Origin of the sequence: Massilia rubra (assembly GCF_011682065.1) — a bacterium.
Taxonomy (GTDB): domain Bacteria; phylum Pseudomonadota; class Gammaproteobacteria; order Burkholderiales; family Burkholderiaceae_D; genus Telluria_A; species Telluria_A rubra.
In genome coordinates this window covers 47,356-71,544 of record NZ_VUYU01000028.1, presented here as the reverse complement: position 1 = coordinate 71,544, position 24,189 = coordinate 47,356, and the positions used below count along the sequence as shown (strand labels likewise).

The following is a 24,189-nucleotide window of genomic DNA, read 5'->3' as shown; positions in this document are numbered from 1 at the left end:
CCGCTGCGCCCAGGTGCGGCGCACACAGCCCCGTTCTCGCAGGAGAGCGGGGCTTTTTGTTGTGCGGCTTGCGGCGGCATGCATGGTGCATGCGTCACGTTTCACCCCCGCGCTGGCCTTTACGAGGGATCGCGGTGCACATCCTTGTAAATCAGCATATCGACCAGACGCTCCTCCTTGTCCGCATCGAAGCCGCAGCTCGCCTCGAAGCGCGCCGGATTCTCGTACGTCCCGAACAGCATGTCCCACCACACGATATCGCCGTAGTTGTTCTTGTGCCGTCCGTACTGATGGTGAATGCGGTGCATTTCCGGGCGCTGGAAGACGTAGCCGATCCAGCGCGGCGTGCGCACGCTGGTGTGATAAAAGAACTCGCCCAGCGCCGTGCAGAGGGTGTAATACGCGCCAGCCTCCGGCGACAGTCCCAGCAAGGTGTACACCAGCAAGCTGCCGATGACCGAGTTCACCAGCATTTCCCCCGGATGTTTATAGAACGAGGTAATCACCTCGATGCGGCGCGGGCTGTGGTGAATCTGGTGAAAATGCAGCCACAGCCAGTCGACTTCATGGCGCCAGCGGTGCCACCAGTAAAACACGAAGGTGGCGATGAAGTAGGCCAGCATCCCGCCCGCGACCGGGTTCAGGTAATGCGACAGCCGGAACACGGACACGGCCGACAGCCAGCGCTCCCAGCTGATCCCGGCCAGCACCACGATGCCCAATTGGGCCGCGTTGATCAGCAACACCCGCAGCGGCCAGGTGCGAATTTTCGGCAATGTCCAGCCGGGTATGATGCGTTCGAGGACGAAGCACGCCGCGAACACGGCGAAGATGATGGGTAGCATAAAGAACTCCTGTGCGGGTCGGGAAGGCAGTTTTGCACGCCCGGCTGCGATGTAAAGCCGGCATGCTCCCGGTACTGCCACACGGTGCCGTTGGTATCGCGCCACGATGCTGCGCTGCGCCCGCCCGGTGCTGGATATCCCCGTTTCCTGCCGCCTTGCGACGCCTGCGGCAGCCTTTTTTCGGCTTGCCAACCCGTGCCGATGCAGCCGTCATGCGCAGCGACATGCCCCGTGCATAGCTTCGCCATCCTCGCTTCCACAGCAATAATTAATTTTCAAAATGTTAATAATCTTTGACCAATACTTACGTTACACTTGTGTCGTTGTTGATATTTATGCAACGCATTCTGCATATTCGCACTCGTGGATGTGCTAACCAATACAAGGAAGAAAATGACAAGAGCAATTGGTAAACGTATGTGTGCGATCGTGATCGGTGGCGTGGTCGGCGCTGCGGCGCTGGCGGGCGGCGCCAGCGCCCAGAACGGCGGCGCTGCGCCGGGCCAGCCGGCTGGCGCTGCGGTGCTGCGGCAAGCCCCGGCGGCATTGCAGGCGCCGATCCGCAACGAAGCAGGTACCATCCGTTACATCGTCCTGTTCGCCGACACGGCCGCGCAGCGCTATTCGGCCAAGGCGCTCAGCGACCCGCGCTTCGGCGCCGAACACGACGGCAAAGTGATGCGCCTGCTGCACGAGGTCGAAGCCGCGCACCGGCTTACCGCCACCCATGCCTACAGCCACACCTTGCAGGGCTTTGCCGCCTATCTGACCGAACAGCAAGTGACGGCGCTCAGGCGCGATCCGCGCATCAAGTCGGTGTCTCCGGACATCGAGGCCGAGGCCAGCGCGAGCGCCGTGTGGACCGACGTGCAGGTCGGCGCCGGCACCTTGCCGTGGGGCGTGCAGGCCGTTGGCGGTAGCGCGGCCAGTACCGGCGCCACCACCGTATATGTGATCGACAGCGGCATCGCCAACCACGTGGACGTGCCGGTCAGCGCGCGCTGGAACGCCCCTGGCGCTTGCTCAATCGGCAAGTATCCGCATGCGACCTTCGTGGCCGGCATCATCGCCGCCAAGAACGACAACGCTGGCGTCACCGGGGTCAACGCGGGCGCCAAATTGGTCTCGCTGGCCTACGGCGACCCGACCTGCGCGGTGGGCAGCAACAGTTTTGCCAACGTGATCGCGGCCCTGGACGAAGCCAAGCGCCGCATCCTGGCCGAGGGACGCATGGGCGTGGTTAATCTGTCGAGCAATTTCCAGATGGTCAACCTGACACCCGACCGCATGCCGCTGGTCGCCGCTTTCCAGAAGAGCGTGCGCACCTTGATCACACCGGACAGCGCCAGCGGCTATCGCGGCGCGGTGTTCGTGCAGTCGGCCGGCAACCGCTACAACGACGCCTGCTTCTACAGCTTCAACGACAAGCTGCCGTCCGACGGCGCGCTGGTCGTTGGCGCGATCGACAGCAACGGCCAGCCGGCCCAGCCCCTCAACGGCAGCGGCGCCTTTGCGCCGCTCGACCCCAAGGGCGTGACCGAGATGGGTTCGAACTTCGGCGCCTGCGTCGATGCCTGGGCGCCTGGCAAGAACGTCAGGTCGACCTGGATGAACAGCTACGCATCGACCTACGTGGTCAGTTCCGGCACCTCGTGGGCAGCGCCCCACGTGAGCGCGCTGGCGGCGCGCCTGATCGAAACCACGCCCACCCTGCGCACGCCGGGCGAGGTGGAAAACGCGATCCGCGCGCGCCTGGTCAGCGGTGGTGCGCTGACCCAGGGCACGCCGTTGCGGGTGGCCAGCATCGCCGGCGCCGCGCACAAGGCCAAGCCGACTGTCGAATTCAAGATCGGCGGCCAGCGCTCGAGCCCCAACCCGGCCATGCTCGGTGTGGCGCCCAACCCGGCGCTGACCGCCGCCACCCCGTTCGAGTTGCGCTATGAGGCGCTGGGTGCGCAAAGCTGCGATATGCGTGCCTATGTCGACGGCAACCTGGTCGAGCAAAAGCTGGCCGGTCCGACCAGCTTCAATTGGGGCAACGTGACGCGCGCCCCGGGCGTGCACCGCTGGGATGTCGACTGCCGTTCCGCCAACGGCGAGACCAATAGCGCCAGTGCGTCGGCGCGGGTGGCGCGCGGCCTGGAGCCGGTCATCACGTTCAGCGTCGACGGCGTGCCGACGACCAATGGCGTGCCGCCTGTTTCAACCAGCGTCCCCGTCACCGTGTCCTACCAGGTGACGAACGCAACATCGTGCACCGCGCAGGCCTACCGCCGGCTCCCGGTGGAGTTCTTCGAAACGTGGTACGACAACAAAAACGCACCCACCTCGATGCGCTGGGCGCCGCTGACGCTGGTGAGCGGCGGCGAGTACTACTGGCGTGTCGTTTGCGTCAATCGCAATGCGCCGGGCGCGCCCGAGTCGCAGGAGAGCGTGGGACTGCAGGCCTTCTGATCGGTCGATGAGGCGCGCCGCCGCTGGCGGGCGGCGCGCCCGACGGCCAGAACGGTTTATGATCCGGAATCAAGATCAACTTTCCGGAGAATCCCGCCATGCCGACGATCAGTGCCTTCCAATACGTTCCTCCCTTCGCCCAGGGCGTGGTGCGCGATCTGCGCGTGCGCTGGGCGCTCGAAGAAGCCGGCCTGCCCTACGACGTTCGCCTGATCGGGCGGGCCGACCAGGGCGCGCCCGATTACCTCGCCTTGCAACCGTTCGGCCAGGTGCCGATGCTGCAGGATGGCGACTTTGCGATGTTCGAATCGGGCGCGATCGTGCTGCATATCGCGCAGCGCAGCGGCGCCCTGTTTCCCAAGGATGAAGCGGGCAGGGCGCGCGCCGCCAGCTGGATCTTCGCGGCCCTCAATACGCTCGAGCCGCCGATCCAGCAACTGGCCGCGATCGACCTGTTTTTCGCCGGCGAGGAGTGGGCCGGGCTGCGTCGCCCCGGCGCGCTGGACGACGTGCACGTGCGCTTGCGACAGCTGGCCGCGTGGCTTGGCGAGCGCGACTATCTCGACGGCGCCTTCAGCGCGGGCGACCTGATGATGACCACGGTGCTGCGCCTGCTGCGCCACACCACCATCATCGACGAGTATCCCACGCTCAAGGCCTACCAGGCGCGTTGCGAGGCCCGTCCCGCGTTCCAGAAAGCCTTGAGCGACCAGATGGCCGCCTTCGTACAGGCCTGATCAAGCGCTCTTGCGCAGCACCCACTGCACCAGTGTGTCGCCCTCGGCGTCGACGACGGTGGCGCCAGGCTCGAAGCCGAGTTTGCCGACCACGCGCAGCGAGGCCGTATTGCCTGGTGCGATCTGCGCCAGCACGCGCTCGACCGCGCCGCTGGCAAAGGCGATGCGCGCCAGTTCGGCCACGCCCTCGGTGGCGATGCCTTGCCCATGCCAGTCGGACGAGACGGCGTAGCCGATTTCGACCTGGCCGTCCTGTGGCTCATCCTTGAAACCGCAGGCGCCCACCACCATCTGGTCGCTCACGCGCAGCATGACAAAGGTGGCGCACCAGGCGGGGCTTTTGCCGGCCTCGATCAGCGCCAGCGCGCGCTGGGCGACAAAGGGGGGTGGCAGGGCGCCGGGGGCGGCGTGGGTGGTGAGGTGGCGTGGAATGCGCGCCGCGGCAAGCGTGCGCAGGTCGGCAAGGCTGAGAAGCTGTAAGATGATCGTCATGGAATGTGTAGCGGGGATAAAAAAGCCCCGCTCGAGAGCGGGGCTTTTTACATCGGTGAGTGCTTAAGCAGCCTGGATGTTGGAAGCTTGCTTGCCTTTAGGGCCTTGCGTGACTTCGAATTGAACTTTTTGACCTTCTTTGAGGGTCTTGAAACCGTTCATGTTGATTGCGGAGAAGTGCGCGAACAGATCTTCGCCGCCGTCATCTGGAGTGATGAAGCCAAAACCTTTGGAATCATTGAACCACTTAACTGTACCTGTTGCCATAAAAGAACTTTCAAAATTATAACCAATCACACGAGCCATAAAAGCAAGAAGCTTCTGCCCCCTCCTCAGCCTGCTCACTTCTTATCAACAAGTACATAAGTACAAGTCGATAACCGCATTGTTGGTTGAAAAAATATTCAAGTCAAGCGCTTTTGCATTGGAATTGCCAATTTCTTCACACTCTGCGAAAAAGCAACTCTTGATTTACCGAATTGGGGTCCCATCTGCGCATAGATCGGAAAACGCGTAAGATGGAAAACAAATGTACATGCCCTGATATTTACCCATAGCATCATCGTCGAAAGCATTAGAATAAGCGTATGGCCACTAAGCAAGATACCGAACAACTGCTGGAGCGGCAGACGGTCAAGCCGCCGCCGCTGTACCAGGTAGCACTACTGAACGATGACTACACGCCCATGGAGTTCGTGGTCGCCGTCATCCAGGAATACTTCAACAAAGACCGAGAGACGGCCACGCAGATCATGCTGTCCGTCCATCGTCATGGCAAGGGAGTGTGTGGCGTGTTTTCCAAAGATATAGCGTGTACCAAAGTGGAGTTTGTATTAACGCATGCGCGCAAGGCGGGGCACCCCCTGCAGTGCGTGATGGAGGAAGTATGATTGCGCAGGAATTGGAAGTCTCTTTACACATGGCCTTTGTCGAAGCTCGGCAAGCACGGCATGAATTCATCACCGTTGAGCATTTGCTGCTGGCGCTTCTGGACAACCCATCGGCCGCGGAAGTGCTGCGTGCCTGTGCCGTCAACATTGAAGACCTGCGCAAGACGCTGACCAATTTCATCGGCGACAACACCCCGACCGTGCCTGGCACGGGCGAGGTCGACACGCAGCCGACGCTTGGTTTCCAACGTGTGATCCAGCGTGCCATCATGCACGTTCAATCCGCCTCCAATGGCAAGAAGGAAGTCACCGGCGCCAACGTGCTGGTGGCGATCTTCGGCGAAAAAGACTCGCACGCGGTTTACTACCTGCACCAGCAGGGCGTGACCCGCCTCGACGTGGTCAACTTCATTTCGCATGGCGTGCGCAAGGACCAGCAGGTCGACTCGCAAAAAACGTCCGAAGGCGTGGAAGAGGCGCAAGTCGAAGGCCAGGCCAAGGAAAGCCCGCTCGACCAGTTCACGCAGAACCTGAACAAAGCCGCCGCCGAGGGCAAGATCGATCCCCTGATCGGGCGCGAGGACGAAGTCGACCGCGTGATCCAGATCCTGTGCCGTCGCCGCAAGAACAATCCGCTGCTCGTCGGTGAAGCCGGGGTCGGCAAGACCGCGATCGCCGAGGGCCTGGCCTGGCGCATCACGCAGGAAGAAGTGCCCGAAATCCTGCAGAATGCCATCGTGTATTCGCTCGACATGGGCGCGCTGCTGGCCGGCACCAAGTACCGTGGCGACTTCGAACAACGCCTCAAGGCGGTCCTCAAGCAGCTCAAGGAAACCCCGCACGGCATCCTGTTCATCGACGAGATCCACACGATCATCGGCGCCGGCTCGGCGTCCGGCGGCACGCTCGACGCGTCCAACCTGCTCAAGCCTGCGCTCGCCAACGGCCAGCTCAAGTGCATCGGCGCGACCACCTACACCGAGTTCCGCGGCGTGTTCGAAAAAGACCACGCCCTGTCGCGTCGCTTCCAGAAGGTCGACGTCAACGAGCCGACCGTCGAACAGACCATCCAGATCCTGCGCGGCCTCAAGTCGCGCTTCGAAGAGCACCACGGCGTGAAGTATTCGTCGTCGGCGCTCTCCACCGCGGCCGAACTGGCGGCGCGCTTCATCAACGACCGTCATTTGCCCGACAAGGCGATCGACGTCATCGACGAAGCCGGCGCGGCGCAACGTATCTTGCCCAAGTCGAAGCAGAAGAAAACCATCGGCAAGGCCGAGATCGAGGACATCATCGCCAAGATCGCGCGCATCCCGCCGCAAACGGTCAACCAGGACGACCGCAGCAAGCTCCAGACCATCGACCGCGACCTGCGCAACGTCGTGTTCGGGCAGGAGCCCGCCATCGATGCGCTGTCGTCGGCGATCAAGATGGCGCGCGCCGGCCTGGGCAAGACCGACAAGCCGATTGGTTCCTTCCTGTTCTCCGGGCCGACTGGCGTCGGCAAGACCGAGGTGGCCAAGCAGTTGGCCTTCATCCTCGGCATCGAGCTGATTCGCTTCGACATGTCGGAGTACATGGAGCGCCACGCCGTCAGCCGCCTGATCGGCGCGCCGCCGGGCTACGTCGGTTTCGACCAGGGTGGCTTGCTGACCGAAGCCATCACCAAGAAGCCGCACGCGGTGCTGCTGCTCGACGAGATCGAAAAAGCGCATCCGGATATTTTCAACATCCTGCTGCAGGTGATGGACCATGGCACCCTGACCGATAACAACGGTCGCAAGGCGGACTTCCGCAACGTGATCATCATCATGACGACCAATGCCGGCGCAGAGAGCCTGACCAAGCGCTCGATGGGCTTTACCGACTCCAAGGCGGCGGGCGACGAGATGGCCGACATCAAGCGCATGTTCACGCCGGAGTTCCGCAACCGGATCGACGCCACCATCAGCTTCCGCGCACTGGACGAAGAAATCATCCTGCGCGTGGTCGACAAGTTCCTCATGCAGCTGGAAGAGCAGCTGCACGAGAAGAAAGTCGAAGCCATCTTCACCGAGAAACTGCGCAAGTTCCTCGCGAAGAAAGGATTCGATCCGCAGATGGGAGCCCGGCCGATGGCGCGCCTGATCCAGGACATGATCCGCAAGGCGCTGGCCGACGAACTGCTGTTCGGCCGCCTGGTCAGTGGTGGCCGGGTCACGGTCGACATGGACGACAAAGATGCGGTCACGCTCGAATTCCCCGAGTCCGACGCCGCGCCTCCACCGGCGGCACCGGAAACGGTCGAAATCGAATAAGCACTGGCAGCAAGCAAAAAGCAAAAAGCCCGCAGACGATGCGGGCTTTTTTTATGTCCAGCGCGACAACAACGCCGGTGTCAGGTCTGACATTCGGACACGGCCTCGGCATTATTGCGGCAGGGCTCGTGTCCGTTTGTCAGACCTGACACCGGAATGCGGACACCGGAATGCGGGATAAACAAGCACTCTGCATATTGCATGCCAGCCAATGGCTGCGAACATCGTCCGGATTTTCTTCCACGAATGTCAAGCCGATTGCGCAAGTCTATTGCCGAGTCCGCCTGTTCCATTGACAAATGTCAAAGATATCGTTTTCAAAGCGCATCTAATAGCTATGTCGCCGCAATTTCATGCGGCCGTGAATAGACGAATGAAACAGGAGATCCCATGCATGCCGCAATAAGCTACGCCAGCACCGTGACCGAGCAGCTTCGCACAGCCGTGCACCCGATAGCCGGTGTGGCCACCGCAATCACCGCGTTCGTCGGTCGCGCCTTGCGCGGACCGGTGGATGAACCAGTCAGCATCGCCAGTTTCGCCCAGTTCGAGCGCCTGTTCGGCGGCTTGTGGGAGGGCAGTGCGCTCGGCTTCGCGGTGCGCGATTTCTTCCTCAATGGCGGCATGCAGGCCGTCATCGTGCGCCTGTACCGCGCGCCGGCGCCGGTCGACGGCGTGGCGCCCAGCCACGCCATCCTGCGCGCCGGCGCATTGACCCTGCAGGCGCGCGACCCCGGCACATGGGGCAACGCGCTGCAGGTGCGGGTCGACCATGAACTGCTCTCGGGCGACCCTGACAGTTTCAACCTGTCGGTGCGCGACAGCGGCACCGGCCAGGTCGAACTGTTTCGCAACGTCTCGCTCGGCGCGTCCCATCCGCGCCGGGTCGACCTGGTCTTGCGCAGCATCTCGCGCCTGGTGAGCGTGAGCGGCAAGCTGCCCGCCCAACGTCCCGCCAGCCATCCGCGCGCGCCGGAGCATGGTGACGCCTGGGAGTGCGGCGCCGCCAGCAACGCCGGCGTGATACAGGCCGACCGCGCCGCCGACGAACTGCCGCTCACGCTGGCGGACTTCATCGGCAGCGGCAAGATGGCGCGCAAGGCCGGCCTGTACGCGCTGGACCGGGCCGATTTGTTCAACCTGCTGTGCATTCCTCCTTACCTGGACCACGGCGGCGACCTGCTCGACGCGGGCGTGCACAGCGCCCTGATGGCAGAAGCGGGCGCTTACTGCGAACTGCGGCGCGCCATGCTGCTGGTCGATCCGCCGCCGGCCTGGCGCAGCGTCGACAACGCCCTCGAAGGCGTGGCCGCACTCGGCACCAGCAGCAGGAATGCGGCGCTGTTCTTTCCGCGCCTGCTGCAGCCGGTCGACCAGCGCGGCGGCCAGCTCACGCGGCTGGCCCCATGCGGCGCGGTGGCCGGCATCATGGCCCGCACCGACCAGCAGCGCGGCGTCTGGAAGGCGCCCGTCGGCATGGACGCCACCCTGATCGGGGTGCCGGAACTGAGCGTGCCGGTGTCCGACAGCGACAACGGCATCCTCAACCCGCTCGGCATCAACTGCCTGCGCAGCATGCCGGCGGCCGGGCGCATCGTGTGGGGCGCGCGCACCCTGCACAGCGACGACCCCGATGGCGCGCAGGGTAAATGCATCCCGGTGCGGCGCACCGCCCTGTATATCGAAGAAAGCCTGGTGCGCGGCACCCGCTGGGTCGCCTGCGAGCCGAACGACGACCAGCTGTGGGCGCAGGTTCGCCTGTGCATCCACGCCTTCATGGTCGGCCTGTTCCGCCAGGGCGCCTTCCAGGGCAAGGCGCCGCACGAAGCGTTTTTTGTCAGCTGCGGACCGGAGACCACCAGCGGCGACGATGTCGAGCACGGGGTGCTCAACATCACCGTCGGCTTCGCCCCGCTCAAGGCTGGCGAATTCGTGCTGGTGCACGTGCAGCAGGCGGCGGGGCAGGTGCGCAGCCACTGAGCGGTATGGTGGCGCCTGTCCGGCGTGAGCCGGTCAACAGGCGTTCAGATGGCCGCGAGCGCGGCGCGCAGGTCCTCGCGCAGGTCTTCCACGTGTTCCACGCCGACCGACAGGCGAATCAGGCCATCGCTGATGCCGAGCAGCGCGCGCTGCGCCGGCGGAATGGTCGCATGCGTCATCAGGGCGGGATGCTCGATCAGGCTCTCGACGCCGCCCAGGCTCTCGGCCAGGGTGAATACCTCGCAGCGTTCCAGGAAGCGGCGCGCGCCGGCAAGGTCGGTGTCGAGCTGGATCGAGATGATGCCCCCAAAACCATTCATCTGGCGCCTGGCCAGTTCGTGCTGGGGATGCGAGGCCAGGCCCGGATAGTAAACGCGGCCGACCTTTGGCTCTTTTTCCAGCCACGCGGCCAGGTCCAGGGCGCTGGCGCAGTGCCGTTCCAGGCGCAGCGCCAACGTCTTGATGCCGCGCAGGACCAGGAAACTGTCGAACGGCCCCTGGATCGCCCCCACCGAATTTTGCAGGAAGCCGATCTGCTCGCCCCACGCCGCCTGGTGCGGCTCGGCGCCGATCACCGCAATACCGCCGATGACGTCCGAATGCCCGTTCATGTACTTCGTGGTCGAGTGGACCACGATGTCGATCCCCAGTTCGAGCGGACGCTGGACGATCGGGCTGGCGAAGGTGTTGTCGCACACCGAGATGATGCCGCGCTCGCGGCAGATGTCGCCGATGGCTTTCAGGTCGGCCAGCTTGAGCATCGGGTTGGTCGGCGTTTCGACCCACACCATGCGCGTCTCGGGACGGATCGCCGCCAGCAGCTTGGCCGGATCGGTCAGGTCGACGTAGGTGAAGTCGTGGCCCGCGCTGCGCCGGCGCACGCGCTCGAACAGGCGGTAGGTGCCGCCGTACATATCGTCGCCGGCGATGATGTGCGAGCCGGCGTCGGCCAGTTCCAGCACGGTCGAAATGGCGGCCAGCCCCGAGGCGAAGGCGAACGCCTGGGCGCCGCCTTCCAGGTCGGCCACGCAGCGCTCCAGCGCCCAGCGGGTGGGATTGTGCGAGCGCCCGTAATCGAGGCCCTTGTGCACGCCGGGGCTCTCCTGCACGTAGGTGGAGGTGGCGTAAATCGGCGGCATGACCGCGCCGGTGGACGGATCGGGCGACTGGCCGCCGTGGATCACGCGCGTGGAGAGGTGTTTCTTGGTATTCGAATCAGTCACGGGTTTGTTCACGATAAGGTCCTGCGCAAGTGGTTGAGAAGGTCGAAGCGGGTAATCAGGCCATAAAAATGATTGTCTTCGCTGATCACGGCGGTCAGGCCGCGGTCGAGTATATCGCGCAGTTCGGCCATGCTGGCGGACGGACGCAGGGTTTGCAGTTCGGACGTCATGGTCGTGCCGACCGGGTCGCGAAAGCGCGTGGCGTCGCCCGTCACATGCAGCAGCAGGTCCGATTCGTCGACAATGCCGGCCAGGCGGCCATTTTCGATCACCGGCAGCTGCGCCAGGTCGGCGCTGCGCATGCGGTTGAAGGCCGTGAGCAGCGTGTCGGACGGCGCCACGGTCACCACGTCGCCATCGTCGAAGCGGCGGCCGATCAGGTCGCGCAGGTCGCCCAGGGTGGGGCGCTGCAGCAGGCCCTGGTCGACCATCCAGCCGTCGCTGTAGACCTTGGTGAGGTAGCGCGTGCCGGTGTCGCAGACAAACGTCACCACGTTTTTCGGCGTGGTCTGCGCGCGGCAGTAGCGTAGCGCGGCGGCCAGCAGGGTGCCGCTGGACGATCCGGCCAAGATGCCTTCTTCGCGCAGCAGCATGCGCGCGCTGCCGAAGCTGTCGGCATCGCTGATGGTGTAGGCGCTTTTCACGCGCGACAGGTCGGCAATGGCGGGAATGAAGTCTTCGCCGATGCCTTCCACCGCCCACGAGCCGGCGTCGTCGCGCAGCACGCCGGTGTTGATGTAGTCGGCCAGGATCGAGCCTTGCGGATCGGCCAGCACGAATTCCAGGTCCGGCTGCACCGTCTCGAAATAGCGCGACAGGCCGCTCAGCGTGCCGGACGAGCCGACGCCGACCACGATGGCGTCGAGATCATGGCCGGTCTGCTCCCACAGTTCCGGGCCGGTGGTGTTCTGGTGCGCCAGCGGATTGGCCGGGTTGTTGAACTGGTCGGCGAACCAGGAGCCGGGAATCTCGCGCGCCAGGCGCGCCGCCACATCCTGGTAGTACTCCGGATGGCCCTTGCCGACGTCGGAGCGGGTCAGGTGGATTTCGGCGCCCAGCGCTTTGAGGTGCAGGATTTTTTCGATCGCCATTTTGTCGGGCACGACCAGCACCACGCGGTAGCCTTTCAGGCGCGCCACCAGGGCCAGGCCGAGGCCCGTGTTGCCGGCGGTCGCCTCGACCACCACGCCGCCCGGTTGCAGGCTGCCGTCGGCTTCCGCCGCTTCGATCATGGCGCGCCCGATGCGGTCCTTGATGGAGCCGCCGGGATTTTGCGATTCGAGTTTGAGGAACAGGCGGCACGGGCCGGTGTCGATGCGGGTCACTTCGACCAGCGGGGTGTTGCCGATCAGGGAAAACAGGGCAGGCTGCGGTGCGGATGACATAAGAACCTCCGAAAGCCGGGCGTGGCAGCCTTGTGGGCAGCCGCTGCGGCGGAAAAAGGGCGGATCATAGGCGTGCGATAAGGGCAATGGAACGAATAATTCTATGCTTTGATATATGAATCCTGATCCGGTTTGCTCAAATGCGCTACGATTCTATACCTCGTCGTTCCCGCCCGGGCGGGAACCCGATTTCAGCTTGCGCCACAAGGTGGTGCGGCTGATGCCCAGGTGCGCCGCCGCCTCGTCGCGCCGGCCGCCAAAGCGCGCCAACACCTCGTCCACCGTTTCAAGCACGGGCGCCTGTACTGGCGGCGGCTGCATTGCCCGGCCCAGTTCCGGCGCCACCGACAGCACGAATGCCGGCGTCAGCGCCTGCAAGGGCTCGGCCGCCAGGAACAGCGCCACCCGCTCCATCAGGTTGCGCAGTTCGCGCACATTGCCCGGCCAGCCGTAGCGCTCGAGCAGCGGCGCGCAGCCCGCCATTTCCGCATGCAGATTGGGATGCGGGCGCGCGCCCAGCGCCGCCAGCGCATTCTTGAGCGACCACTCGGCCAGCCCCACAACGTCGCGCGCGCGCTCGCGCAGCGGCGGCAGCGACAGCCGCAGCACCGCCAGTCGGTAAAACAGGTCGGCCCGGAAGCGTCCCTCGCGCACCCGCTGCTCCAGGTCGCAGTGGGTGGCGCTGATGACGCGCACATTGATCGCGATCGGGCGCGTGCCGCCGACCCGCACCACCTCGCGTTCTTCCAGCACGCGCAGCAGGCGCGTTTGCAGCGGCAGCGGCATTTCGCCGATCTCGTCGAGGAACAGCGTGCCGCGGTTGGCCGCCTCGAACAAGCCCGCGTGGCCGCCACGGCGCGCCCCGGTGAACGCCCCTTCCTCGTGGCCGAACAGTTCCGATTCCAGCAGCGACTCGGCCACCGCGCCGCAATTGACGGCCACGAACGGCCGGTTTGCGCCCAGGCTGCGCGGGCTTTCGCGGTGAATCGCCTGCGCCACCAGCTCCTTGCCGGTGCCGGTTTCGCCTTCGATCAATACCGTGGCGGGCGAGCGCGCATACAGCACCACCGCCTGGCGCAAGGTCTCCATGGCTTGCGACTCGCCGCGCAAGTCGTTCAGGCCATGCCGCGTGCGCAAGGTGTCGGTGACCACCGGGCGGCGGCCGCTGTTCGATTCGAGCTGGGTCAGGCGCGCCAGTTCCAGCGCATCGTCGAAGGCCTGGCGGATCGACGCCGCCGAATACACGAACACGCCGGTCAGTCCCGCTTCTTCGGCCAGGTCGGTAATCAGGCCGGCGCCGACGATGGCTTGTATGCCGGCCGCCTTCAGGTCGTTGATTTGCGCGCGCGCGTCTTCTTCGGTGACGTAGGTGCGCTGGGCGATATGAAAGCCGAAGGTACTGGCAAATTCGGCCAGTTCGGGCAACTGCTGCTGATAGGTGATCACGCCAATGCGCTCGGCCACGCGGCGCGCGCGCGCCAGCGCCTGCATTACATCGAAGCCGCTGGCCTTGGCGATTACCACCGGCACCGACACGCGGCCCTTGAGGTAAGCCGCATTCGACCCGGCCGCGATCACCACGTCGCAGCGCTCGCTGGCCATGCGCTCGCGGATATGGCGCGCCGCGTCGTCGAAGCCCAGGTTGACCGGCTCGATCGACGCCAGGTGGTCGTATTCGAGCGTGATATCGCGGAACAGGTCGGACAGGCGCGAGACGGACACGGTCCAGATGACCGGCTTGTCGTTGGCGTCGGAAGCGGTACGGGAAGAGTAGGGCATGTTTCAATTTTACTCCAGTTGCGTTTCAGGTGTTTCACTGTGAAACGTAATGAAACATGCCAGGAATGGCGGGGCTTGTTTCAAATCCGCGCAAGGCATTGAATATAAAGATGTTTAGGGCGCGGCCTTGGGATGGTGGGGCGTGGCACGCCGCTTGCAATGCACCCAGCATGGCATTCCAACGCATCACCCGAGGAGAAAACGCAATGAGAGAATCACGAGGCGCGATGTTCCGCCGCGCAGTCCAGGAAGAGTCGCCCTTGCAGGTCGTCGGCACCATCACCGCCTACACTGCGCGCATGGCCGAGCAAACCGGCTACAAGGCCGTGTACCTGTCCGGGGGCGGCGTGGCCGCCAACTCGCTCGGCATGCCGGACCTCGGCATCAGCACCATGGACGACGTGATCACCGACGCCCAGCGCATCACCGACACCTGCGGCCTGCCGCTGATGGTCGATATCGACACCGGCTGGGGCGGCGCCTTCAACATCGCGCGCACGATCCGCCACATGATCCGCGCCGACGTGGCGGCGGTGCACATGGAAGACCAGGTCTCGGCCAAGCGTTGCGGCCACCGCCCGGGCAAGGAAATCGTCAGCAAGGAAGAAATGGTCGACCGCATCAAGGCCGCCGTCGACGCCCGTCATGACGAAAGCTTCGTCATCATGGCGCGCACCGATTCGCTCGCCGTCGAAGGCCTGAACGCCGCCATCGACCGCGCCTGCGCCTACGTCGAAGCGGGCGCCGACATGATCTTCCCGGAAGCGATCACCAAGCTCGAGATGTACAGCCAGGTGCGCGATGCGGTCAAGGTGCCGATCCTGGCCAACCTGACCGAATTCGGCGCCACGCCGCTGTTTACGCTGGACGAACTGCGCGCGCACAAGGTCGATATCGCCCTGTACTGCTGCGGCGCCTACCGCGCCATGAACGCGGCGGCCCTCAATTTCTACAAGACGCTGCGCGCCGAAGGCACGCAGAAAAACGTCGTATCGACCATGCAAAGCCGCATGGAGCTGTACGACTACCTCGGCTACCACGAGTACGAGCAAAAGCTCGACTCGCTGTTCGCCCAGGGTAAAGAAAAGTAATCACACAAATTTAGAAGAATCGCGGAGCCTCACATGACTGACATCACCACCCCGGCCGAAGCCGTCCCGTTCAAGCCGAAAAAATCGGTCGCCCTGTCCGGCGTCACCGCCGGTAACACCGCACTGTGCTCGGTCGGCAAAACCGGCAACGACCTGCACTACCGCGGCTACGACATCCTCGACGTCGCCGACAGCTGCGAGTTCGAAGAAATCGCCTACCTGCTGGTACACGGCAAACTGCCCAACGACGGCGAACTGCGTGGCTACAAGGCGCACCTGAAATCGATGCGCGGCCTGCCGCAGGCGGTCAAGAACGCGCTCGAAGCGCTGCCGGCGTCGAGCCACCCGATGGACGTGATGCGCACCGGCGTATCGACCCTCGGCTGCGTGCTGCCGGAAAAAGACGATCACAACGTGCCGGGCGCGCGCTCGATCGCCGACCGCCTGATGGCGTCTTTCGGCTCGATGCTGCTGTACTGGTACCACTTCAGCCACAACGGCCGCCGCATCGACACCGAAACCGACGACGACTCCATCGGCGGCCACTTCCTGCACCTGCTGCACGGCTTCAAGCCGCCGGAAGCCTGGGTCAAGGCCATGCACACCTCGCTGATCCTGTACGCGGAACACGAATTCAATGCCTCGACCTTCACCGCGCGCGTGATCGCCGGCACCGGTTCGGACATCCATTCGGCTATCACCGGCGCCATCGGCGCGCTGCGCGGACCGAAACACGGCGGCGCCAACGAAGTCGCGCTCGACATCCAGAAGCGCTACGAAAACCCGGACGAAGCCGAAGCCGACATCCGCAACCGCGTCGCCAACAAGGAAGTCGTGATCGGCTTCGGCCACCCGGTCTACACCGTGTCCGACCCGCGCAATAAAGTCATCAAGGAAGTGGCGCGTTCGCTGTCCGAAGGCGCCGGTTCGACCAAGATGTTCGATATCGCCGAGCGCCTGGAAACGGTCATGTGGGAAGTCAAGAAGATGTTCCCGAACCTGGACTGGTTCTCGGCAGTGTCGTACCACATGATGGGCGTGCCGACGGCGATGTTCACGCCCTTGTTCGTGATCTCGCGCACCTCCGGCTGGGCCGCCCACGTGATCGAGCAGCGCATCGACAACAAGATCATCCGCCCGAGCGCCAACTACGTTGGCCCGGACGACCTGACCTTCGTGCCGCTGGCCGAGCGCAAGTAAACAAGCAAGGATCTGACATGAACACGAACCACCGCAAAAACCTGCCGGGCACCAAGCTCGATTACTTCGACGCGCGCGCCGCGGTCGACGCCATCGCGCCTGGCGCCTATGACAAGCTGCCGTACACCTCGCGCGTGCTGGCCGAGAACCTGGTGCGCCGCTGCGACCCCGCGACCCTGGACGCCTCGCTCGGTCAACTGATCGAACGCAAGCGCGACCTGGACTTTCCGTGGTTTCCGGCGCGCGTGGTCTGCCACGATATTCTGGGCCAGACCGCGCTGGTCGACCTGGCCGGCCTGCGCGACGCCATTGCCCTGCAGGGCGGCGACCCGGCGCTGGTCAACCCGGTGGTGCCGACCCAGCTCGTGGTCGATCATTCGCTGGCGGTCGAATGCGGTGGTTTCGATCCCGACGCCTTCGACAAGAACCGCGCCATTGAGGATCGTCGCAACGAAGACCGTTTCGACTTCATCAACTGGACCAAGAAGGCCTTCAAGAACGTCGACGTGATCCCGCCGGGTAACGGCATCCTGCACCAGATCAATCTGGAGCGCATGTCGCCGGTGATCCAGGTGCAGGGCGGCGTGGCTTTTCCGGACACCCTGGTCGGCACCGACTCGCATACCCCGATGGTCGACGCGCTCGGTGTGATCGCCATCGGCGTCGGCGGCCTGGAAGCCGAAAGCGTGATGCTGGGCCGCGCCTCGTGGATGCGCCTGCCGGACATCATCGGCGTCGAACTGAGCGGCAAACCGCAGCCGGGCATCACCGCCACCGACACGGTGCTGGCGCTGACCGAATTTCTGCGCCAGCAAAAGGTCGTCTCGTCCTATCTCGAGTTCTACGGCGAAGGCGCCGCCCACCTGACCCTGGGCGACCGCGCCACGATTTCGAACATGGCGCCGGAATACGGGTCGACCGCCGCGATGTTCTACATCGACGAGCAGACCATCACCTACCTCAAGCTCACCGGCCGCGATGACGAACTGGTGAAACTGGTCGAGCTGTATGCGAAACACACCGGCTTGTGGGGCGCTACGCTTAACAACGTCGAGTACGAGCGCGTGCTGCGCTTCGACCTGTCGTCGGTGGTGCGCACCATCGCGGGTCCGTCCAACCCGCACAACCGCGTGCCGACCTCGGAACTGGCCGCGCGCGGCATCAGCGGCGTGGTCGAAAACGAACCGGGCCTGATGCCCGACGGCGCCGTCATCATCGCCGCCATTACCAGCTGCACCAACACCAATAACCCGCGCAACATGATCGCCGCCGGCCTGATCGCGCGTAACGCCAACAAGCTCGGTTTGACCCGTAAACCTTGGGTCAAAAGCTCGCTGGCGCCGGGTTCGAAAGCCGTCACCTTGTACCTGGAAGACGCCGGCCTGATGCCGGAACTCGAAAAGCTCGGCTTCGGTGTCGTCGCTTACGCCTGCACGACTTGCAACGGCATGTCCGGAGCGCTCGATCCGCTGATTCAAAAAGAAGTGGTCGAACGCGACCTGTACGCAACCGCCGTCCTGTCGGGCAACCGCAACTTCGATGGCCGCATCCACCCGTATGCGAAACAGGCCTTCCTGGCGTCGCCGCCGCTGGTGGTGGCCTACGCGATCGCCGGCACGATCCGCTTCGACATCGAAAAGGACGTGCTGGGCACCGGCGCCGACGGCAAGCCGGTCATGCTCAAGGATATCTGGCCGAGCGACGAGGAGATCGACGCACTGGTGGCGTCCAGCGTCAAGCCGGCGCACTTCCACAAGGTCTACATCCCGATGTTCGCCAAACAGGAAGACGACGGCGTCAAGGTCAGCCCGTTGTACGACTGGCGTCCGAATACCACCTACATCCGCCGTCCGCCGTACTGGGAAGGCGCGCTGGCCGGCGCCCGCACCCTGGCGGGCATGCGTCCGCTCGCGGTCCTGGGCGACAACATCACCACCGACCACCTGTCGCCGTCGAACGCAATCATGCTCGATTCGGCAGCCGGCGAATACCTGGCGAAAATGGGCCTGCCGGAGGAAGACTTCAACTCCTACGCCACCCACCGGGGCGACCACCTGACCGCACAGCGCGCCACCTTCGCCAATCCGACCCTGAAAAACGAGATGGTCAAGGTCGACGGCAAGGTCAAGGCAGGCTCGCTGGCCCGCATCGAACCGGATGGCACGGTCACGCGCATGTGGGAAGCGATCCAGACCTACATGGAGCGCAAGCAGCCCTTGATCATCATCGCCGGCGCCGACTACGGCCAGGGCTCGTCGCGCGACTGGGCCGCCAAGGGCGTGCGCCTGGCCGGCGTGGAAGCCATCGTGGCCGAAGGCTTCGAGCGCATCCACCGCACCAACCTGGTGGGCATGGGCGTGCTGCCGCTGGAGTTCCAGCCTGGCGAGAACCGCATCACCCTGGCGATCGACGGCAGCGAAACCTTCGACGTGCTGGGCGAGCGCACCCCGCGCGCCACGCTCACCTTGGTGATCAGGCACGTTTCCGGCGACGTGGTGGAAGTGCCGGTCATCTGCCGGCTCGACACGGCCGAGGAAGTGGCGATCTACGAAGCCGGCGGCGTGCTGCAGCGCTTCGCCCAGGACTTCCTCGAATCGACCGTCAAGGAGGCATGATGGCGCATCTGCCTCAAATCAGGATTCCCGCCACGTATATGCGCGGCGGCACCAGCAAGGGCGTGTTCTTTCGCCTGCAAGACCTGCCGCAAGCGGCGCAGGTGGCCGGCGCCGCGCGCGACGCGCTGCTGCTGCGCGTGATCGGCAGCCCCGACCCCTACGGCAAGCAGATCGACGGCATGGGCGGCGCCACCTCGAGCACCAGCAAGACGGTGATCCTGTCCAAAAGCGCCAGGCCGGGGCACGACGTCGACTACCTGTTCGGCCAGGTCGCCATCGACAAGGCGTTTGTCGACTGGAGCGGCAACTGCGGCAACCTGTCGGCCGCCGTGGGCTCCTTTGCCATCAGCGCGGGGCTGGTCGACCCCGCCCGCATTCCGCACGACGGCGTGGCGCTGGTGCGCATCTGGCAGGCCAACATCGGCAAGACCATCATCGCGCATGTGCCGGTGAGCGGCGGCGCGGTGCAGGAAACGGGCGACTTCGAACTCGATGGCGTCACCTTTCCGGCGGCCGAAGTGCAGCTCGAATTCATGAACCCGGCGGCCGACGAAGAGGGCGCCGGCGGCGCCATGTTCCCGACCGGGCACGTGGTCGACGACCTGGAGGTGCCGGGCCTGGGCACGCTCAAGGCCACCATGATCAACGCCGGCATTCCGACGATCTTCGTCAATGCGCAGGCGATCGGCTACAGCGGCACCGAGCTGCAGGAGGCGATCAACGGCGACCCCAAGGCGCTGGCCATGTTCGAAGCGATCCGCGCGCACGGCGCCGTGCGCATGGGTCTCATCAAGCATGTGGACGAAGCGGCCACGCGCCAGCACACGCCCAAGGTGGCCTTCGTGGCGCCGCCGGCGGCGTATGTGTCGTCGAGCGGCAAAGCGGTGGCGGCCGGGGACATCGACCTGCTGGTGCGCGCCATGTCGATGGGTAAGCTGCACCACGCGATGATGGGCACCGCCGCCGTCGCCATCGGCACCGCGGCCGCCATTCCCGGCACCCTGGTCAGCCTGGCGGCCGGCGGGGGAGGGCGTAACGCGGTGCGCTTCGGCCATCCGTCCGGCACCCTGCGCGTGGGCGCCGAAGCAACCCAGGTCGCTGGCGACTGGAGCGTCGCCAAGGCCATCATGAGCCGCAGCGCGCGCGTGCTGATGGAAGGGTGGGTCCGGATCCCCGGCGAGGCCTTGCAGGAGCCTTAACGGCCCTGTGTGAGCGTTTTGGCAAAGCGCCCACCCGCCCCGTGCGTGGTGGGCGTTTCTGTTTTTTTGGTTTTCCCGGTTTTTCCCGTAAATTGCGGCCAATTGTGGTTTATGATCAAGTTCTCCGTTGCCCATCACAGAGGCGGCGGACTTACGCCGTCGTGGGGACATGGATCGCTTATCAACCAAGCCTGATTTCGTCGCTGAAGCGCTCCAGTTAATCGGATCGCCCGCCTGTGCCTGCGACGCGGACGGCATCGTCCATGCCGCCAACGCGGCCTTGTGCGACCTGCTCGGCGCATCTCCCGTCGGCCTCCCCCTGCTTGACTTGTTCGCCCCGCCGGCGCGGCACGACGCCGCGCTGCGCCTGCGCGCGGGCGACGGCGCCGACCGCTTATGGGAAAGCGCGCTGCACGCGCACGGCCAGCCGATTGCGGTCCAGGTGCTGGCCAAGGCGCTGCCGGGCGGTGGCGCGACGTTCGTCTTTACCGACATCCGGCGCTACGACCGTGACCAGGCCGCGCTGCGCAAGACGGTGATGGAGCAAAAGGCCATCCTCGAAAACGCGGCGGTCGGCATCATCCTCAGCAAAAACCGCGAAATCCGCGAATGTAATATCCGCGCCGCAGAAATCTTTGGCTACACCGCCGATGAACTGATCGGCGCGGCCACCGTCACCGTTTTCCCCAGCGTGCGCAGTTACGAGCAAATGAGCGGCGAGGCCGGTCCACGGCTCGCCGCGGGCGGCTCGTACGCCGGCGAACTGCGCCTGCGCCGCAAGGACGGCGTGCTGCTCTGGTGCCGCCTGTACGGGCGCGCGGTCGATCCGCGCGACGAGTCGCACGGCACCATCTGGATCGTGGAAGACATCGACGAGCTGCACCAGAACGAAACGCGCCTGCGTCGCGCGCTGCTCGAAATGCAGGCCATCATGGACAATGCGCCGCTGGGCATCGCCTTCCAGCGCGACAACCGCATCCTGCGCTACAACCAGCAGTTCGGGCGCTGTTTCGGCTTTGCCGGCGAGACCGGGCTCGGACATGCGGCCGCCGAGCTGTTTGCGTCCGGCGCCGCCTACGAGGCGCTGCGACACGAAGCGCAGCCGCTGCTGAGCGCCGGCCATCCCTACCAGGCCGACATCGAGATGCTGCGCCAGGACGGCAGCGTGTTCTGGGCGCACGCCTACATCTACGCCATCAACGCCGGGCGCGGCAAGCAGGACACCATCTGGATCGTGGACGACCGCAGCGCGCAAAAGGCGGCCGAGGAAGCGACCCGCCAGGTGCTGCTGGAGCAGAAGGCGATCCTGGACAATGCCTCGGTTGGCATCCTGTTCAGCCGCAACGGGATCATGTTGTCGTGTAACCCGCGCATGGCCGAGATGTTCGGCTACACGCGCGAAGAGATGACCGGGCTGCCGGCGGTGGCGGTATTCCCGTCGCCCGAGGCGTACGACGAATTCGGCCTCGCCGCCGGGCCGGTGCTCGGTAACGGCCTGCCGTTCGAAAGCCCCGAATGCCAGTTCCGCCGGCGCGACGGCACCCTGTTCTGGTGCCGCGTGCGGGCGCAGACGGTGGACGCCGAACGGCGCGAACAAGGCACCATCTGGATACTGGAAGACGTGACCGAAGCGCGCCAGACCCTGGTCGAGGTGCAGGCCATCATGACCAACGCCTCGGTCAGCATTTTGTTCACCAAGAACCGCATCATCACGCGCTACAACCGCGGTTTTGCCGACATGTTTGGCTACCAGGGCAGCGAGGGACTGGGCCTGCCCGGCCGCGCGCTGTATCCGAGCGACGAGGTCTACGCCGCCATCGGCGCCGCGGCCAGCCCGCTGCTCTCGGTCGGCAAACCGTTTCATACCGAAGTCGGGATGGCGCGCAAGGACGGCAGCGTGCTGTGGGCGCAGCTGATCGCCTACGTCGTCAATCCGGCCGACCCGACGCAGGGTACGATCTGGATCATCGAAGACCGCACCGACGCCAAGCGCGCCGAAGAATCGCTGCGCAACGCGCTGCTGGAGAACCAGGCCATCCTCGACAGCGCGGTGCTCGGCATCGCGGTGGTCGAACACGGCATGAACCTGCGCTGCAACGCCAAGATGGAAGAACTGTTCGGCTACGGGCCGGGCGAAGTGGCGGGGCTGTCGGTGCGCGCCCTGTACCCGGACCGCGCCAGCTGGGACCTGGCGCGTGCCGAGACCACGCGCGACTTCCACGCCGGGCGCGTGCACATGGCCGAGCACCGGCTGGTGCGCAAGGATGGCAGCACCTTCTGGGCGCGCCTGTCGGGGCGCCCGTTCGACCTGGCGCATGCCACCGGGCGCTCGGTGTGGCTGGTCGACGACGTGACGGCGCGGCGCGAGGCCGGCGAAGCGGTGCGGCGCGCGCGCGACGAACTCGAAGTGCGGGTGCTCGAGCGCACCGCCGAACTGGCCGGCGCCAACGCCCTGCTGCAGGGCGAGATCGTGGAACGGCGCCAGGCCGAAGCGCGCGTGAACCACATGGCCTATCACGACAGCCTGACCGGCCTGCCCAACCGCGCCTTGCTGTCGGACCGGCTGAACCACGCCATGCTCGCCGTGAAGCGCTCCGGCGCCAAGCTGGCCGTGATGTTCATCGACCTTGACCGTTTCAAGACCATCAACGACTCGCTCGGGCACCTGATGGGCGACCGCCTGCTCAAGGAAGTGGCCGGGCGGCTGTGCCATGCGGTGCGCGCCAGCGACACCGTGGCGCGCCTCGGCGGCGACGAATTCGTGGTGCTGGTGCCGGGTATCGACGGGCCTGACGAAAGCAGCCAGGTGGCGCAGAAGATCATCGACGTGCTGGCGCTGCCGTTCCCGGTCGACGATCGCCTGCTGCACATCACGCCATCGATCGGCGTGTGCATGTATCCGGACGACGGCGACGATGTGGCGACCCTGATGCGGCACGCCGACGCGGCGATGTATCACGCCAAGGCGAACGGGCGCAATAATTACCAGTACTTCACCGAGCGCATGAACCTGGCGGCGGCGCAGCACTTCGAGCTTGAGAGCGCGCTGCGCGGCGCGCTCACGCACGGGCAGTTCGAGCTGTTCTACCAGCCGATCATCGACATCGGCACGCGCCGGGTGCACACCATGGAAGTGCTGCTGCGCTGGCGCCGTCCGGGGCACGGGCTGGTGCTGCCCGACCACTTCATCCCCATCATCGAAGAAAACGGCTTGATCGTGCCGATCGGCGAATGGGTGATGCGGCGCGCCTGCGAGCAGAGCATGGCGTGGCAGCGCGAGGGGATGACGGCGGTGCCGCTGGCGGTCAATTTATCGCCACGCCAGTTCATGCACCGCGGGCTGATCGAATCGATCCGGGGCGTGTTGGACGAAACCGGGATCGACCCGGCCCTGATCGAATTCGAAATCACCGAAACGGCGCTGATGCAGCATGGCGAACAGACCATGGAGATCCTGGGGCAGATCAACGGCATGGGCATCCGCCTGTCGATCGACGATTTCGGCACCGGCTATTCGAGCCTGGCCTACCTCAAGCGCTTCCCGGTCAAGAAGATCAAGATCGACCGCGCCTTCATCAAGGACCTCGAGAGCAGCACCGAAGACCGCGCGATCGTGGCGGCCATCATGGCGCTGTCGAACAGCTTGCAGTTGTCGGTGGTAGCGGAGGGCGTCGAAACCGAAGCCCAGTACGCGCTGCTGAGCGGGCATGGCTGCCAGTACGCGCAGGGCTACCTGTTCGCCCAACCCCGGCCCGCCGACCAGGCCCGCAAGCACCTCTCCAGTCACTAATTCCCCAAGCGGAATCAGCGTCTTCCTACAACCGGGGTCAGAGCTTTAATTAGAAATTCTTTCCCTTCACCAACGCCGATCGCCTTAAACATGAGCATTTTTTGGTCCGCACGGGCATACCCTCAGGCCCTTCGCGTTCTTCAGTTGCCGAACAGGATGAGATCTGGCTGGTGCGAGCAAAAACTTGCGAATTAAAGCTCTGACCCCGGTTT

General features: G+C 64.8%; 16 protein-coding genes. 10 read left to right on the top strand and 6 right to left on the bottom strand.

Annotated elements, in window-relative coordinates; all coding sequences use genetic code 11:
* Positions 1–119: 119 nt before the first annotated feature.
* The gene (locus tag F0185_RS28220; RefSeq protein ID WP_167230586.1) at positions 120–845 is read right to left on the bottom strand and encodes a sterol desaturase family protein; all 726 of its coding nucleotides are present in this window, start codon (positions 843–845) and stop codon (positions 120–122) included.
* A 393-nt stretch (positions 846–1,238) separates the two neighbouring features.
* On the opposite strand from F0185_RS28220, the gene F0185_RS28215 reads away from it, so the two are divergent.
* Positions 1,239–3,299 (top strand): S8 family serine peptidase, encoded by a 2,061-nt coding sequence (locus F0185_RS28215; protein WP_167230582.1) that lies wholly within the window; start codon positions 1,239–1,241, stop codon positions 3,297–3,299.
* Positions 3,300–3,397: 98 nt separating this feature from the next.
* Positions 3,398–4,036, top strand: a complete 639-nt coding sequence (locus F0185_RS28210) for a glutathione S-transferase family protein (RefSeq protein WP_167230580.1) — start codon at positions 3,398–3,400, stop codon at positions 4,034–4,036.
* On the opposite strand, the gene F0185_RS28205 is transcribed toward F0185_RS28210, so the two are convergent.
* A complete protein-coding gene (locus tag F0185_RS28205; RefSeq protein WP_167230576.1) occupies positions 4,037–4,528 on the bottom strand; it encodes a GNAT family N-acetyltransferase in 492 nt (163 codons plus the stop codon).
* Between the two features lie 63 nt (positions 4,529–4,591).
* Entirely contained in the window at positions 4,592–4,795 is a 204-nt protein-coding gene (cspE, locus tag F0185_RS28200) for a transcription antiterminator/RNA stability regulator CspE (protein ID WP_010395943.1), read from the bottom strand.
* 320 nt (positions 4,796–5,115) lie between these two features.
* On the opposite strand from cspE, the gene clpS reads away from it, so the two are divergent.
* The 3 genes from clpS (at position 5,116) to F0185_RS28185 (ending at position 9,695) form a co-directional block, all read left to right on the top strand.
* Positions 5,116–5,418, top strand: coding sequence for an ATP-dependent Clp protease adapter ClpS (gene clpS, locus F0185_RS28195; RefSeq protein ID WP_099881541.1), 303 nt, complete (start codon positions 5,116–5,118; stop codon positions 5,416–5,418).
* Positions 5,415–7,715, top strand: coding sequence for an ATP-dependent Clp protease ATP-binding subunit ClpA (gene clpA / locus F0185_RS28190; RefSeq protein ID WP_166897061.1), 2,301 nt, complete (start codon positions 5,415–5,417; stop codon positions 7,713–7,715). Before clpS ends, clpA begins: the two co-directional genes overlap by 4 nt.
* 390 nt (positions 7,716–8,105) lie before the next feature.
* Entirely contained in the window at positions 8,106–9,695 is a 1,590-nt protein-coding gene (locus tag F0185_RS28185; RefSeq protein WP_167230573.1) for a phage tail sheath family protein, read from the top strand.
* 44 nt (positions 9,696–9,739) lie between these two features.
* On the opposite strand, the gene F0185_RS28180 is transcribed toward F0185_RS28185, so the two are convergent.
* The 3 genes from F0185_RS28180 to prpR all read right to left on the bottom strand — a co-directional run bounded on the left by F0185_RS28180 (position 9,740) and on the right by prpR (position 14,082).
* Positions 9,740–10,918 (bottom strand): trans-sulfuration enzyme family protein, encoded by a 1,179-nt coding sequence (locus F0185_RS28180; protein WP_370664082.1) that lies wholly within the window; start codon positions 10,916–10,918, stop codon positions 9,740–9,742.
* An 8-nt stretch (positions 10,919–10,926) separates the two neighbouring features.
* Positions 10,927–12,303, bottom strand: coding sequence for a pyridoxal-phosphate dependent enzyme (locus F0185_RS28175; RefSeq protein WP_167230570.1), 1,377 nt, complete (start codon positions 12,301–12,303; stop codon positions 10,927–10,929).
* A gap of 153 nt (positions 12,304–12,456) precedes the next feature.
* A complete protein-coding gene (prpR, locus tag F0185_RS28170) occupies positions 12,457–14,082 on the bottom strand; it encodes a propionate catabolism operon regulatory protein PrpR (RefSeq protein ID WP_167230567.1) in 1,626 nt (541 codons plus the stop codon).
* A gap of 206 nt (positions 14,083–14,288) precedes the next feature.
* Here prpR and prpB point away from each other — a divergent pair, with 206 nt between their 5' ends.
* The 5 genes from prpB to F0185_RS28145 all read left to right on the top strand — a co-directional run bounded on the left by prpB (position 14,289) and on the right by F0185_RS28145 (position 23,977).
* Entirely contained in the window at positions 14,289–15,173 is an 885-nt protein-coding gene (gene prpB, locus F0185_RS28165; protein WP_166897050.1) for a methylisocitrate lyase, read from the top strand.
* 33 nt (positions 15,174–15,206) lie between these two features.
* Complete coding sequence (gene prpC / locus F0185_RS28160; protein WP_167230564.1) at positions 15,207–16,373, top strand: bifunctional 2-methylcitrate synthase/citrate synthase; 1,167 nt, start codon at positions 15,207–15,209, stop codon at positions 16,371–16,373.
* Between the two features lie 17 nt (positions 16,374–16,390).
* The gene (gene acnD, locus F0185_RS28155) at positions 16,391–18,988 is read left to right on the top strand and encodes a Fe/S-dependent 2-methylisocitrate dehydratase AcnD (protein WP_167230561.1); all 2,598 of its coding nucleotides are present in this window, start codon (positions 16,391–16,393) and stop codon (positions 18,986–18,988) included.
* Positions 18,988–20,187, top strand: a complete 1,200-nt coding sequence (gene prpF / locus F0185_RS28150) for a 2-methylaconitate cis-trans isomerase PrpF (RefSeq protein WP_167230557.1) — start codon at positions 18,988–18,990, stop codon at positions 20,185–20,187. Before acnD ends, prpF begins: the two co-directional genes overlap by 1 nt.
* 169 nt (positions 20,188–20,356) lie before the next feature.
* Entirely contained in the window at positions 20,357–23,977 is a 3,621-nt protein-coding gene (locus F0185_RS28145) for a sensor domain-containing protein (protein WP_167230554.1), read from the top strand.
* Positions 23,978–24,189: the final 212 nt, after the last annotated feature.

What these genes read in the sequence shown, in the direction of transcription:
- F0185_RS28175 (WP_167230570.1), bottom strand. Translation starts at nt 12,303, where the DNA reads ATGTCATCCGCACCGCAGCCTGCCCTGTTTTCCCTGATCGGCAACACC.
- clpA (WP_166897061.1), top strand. Translation starts at nt 5,415, where the DNA reads ATGATTGCGCAGGAATTGGAAGTCTCTTTACACATGGCCTTTGTCGAA.
- cspE (WP_010395943.1), bottom strand. Translation starts at nt 4,795, where the DNA reads ATGGCAACAGGTACAGTTAAGTGGTTCAATGATTCCAAAGGTTTTGGC.
- F0185_RS28210 (WP_167230580.1), top strand. Translation starts at nt 3,398, where the DNA reads ATGCCGACGATCAGTGCCTTCCAATACGTTCCTCCCTTCGCCCAGGGC.
- F0185_RS28185 (WP_167230573.1), top strand. Translation starts at nt 8,106, where the DNA reads ATGCATGCCGCAATAAGCTACGCCAGCACCGTGACCGAGCAGCTTCGC.
- prpR (WP_167230567.1), bottom strand. Translation starts at nt 14,082, where the DNA reads ATGCCCTACTCTTCCCGTACCGCTTCCGACGCCAACGACAAGCCGGTC.
- F0185_RS28205 (WP_167230576.1), bottom strand. Translation starts at nt 4,528, where the DNA reads ATGACGATCATCTTACAGCTTCTCAGCCTTGCCGACCTGCGCACGCTT.
- prpB (WP_166897050.1), top strand. Translation starts at nt 14,289, where the DNA reads ATGAGAGAATCACGAGGCGCGATGTTCCGCCGCGCAGTCCAGGAAGAG.
- prpC (WP_167230564.1), top strand. Translation starts at nt 15,207, where the DNA reads ATGACTGACATCACCACCCCGGCCGAAGCCGTCCCGTTCAAGCCGAAA.
- clpS (WP_099881541.1), top strand. Translation starts at nt 5,116, where the DNA reads ATGGCCACTAAGCAAGATACCGAACAACTGCTGGAGCGGCAGACGGTC.
- acnD (WP_167230561.1), top strand. Translation starts at nt 16,391, where the DNA reads ATGAACACGAACCACCGCAAAAACCTGCCGGGCACCAAGCTCGATTAC.
- F0185_RS28215 (WP_167230582.1), top strand. Translation starts at nt 1,239, where the DNA reads ATGACAAGAGCAATTGGTAAACGTATGTGTGCGATCGTGATCGGTGGC.
- prpF (WP_167230557.1), top strand. Translation starts at nt 18,988, where the DNA reads ATGGCGCATCTGCCTCAAATCAGGATTCCCGCCACGTATATGCGCGGC.
- F0185_RS28220 (WP_167230586.1), bottom strand. Translation starts at nt 845, where the DNA reads ATGCTACCCATCATCTTCGCCGTGTTCGCGGCGTGCTTCGTCCTCGAA.
- F0185_RS28145 (WP_167230554.1), top strand. Translation starts at nt 20,357, where the DNA reads ATGGATCGCTTATCAACCAAGCCTGATTTCGTCGCTGAAGCGCTCCAG.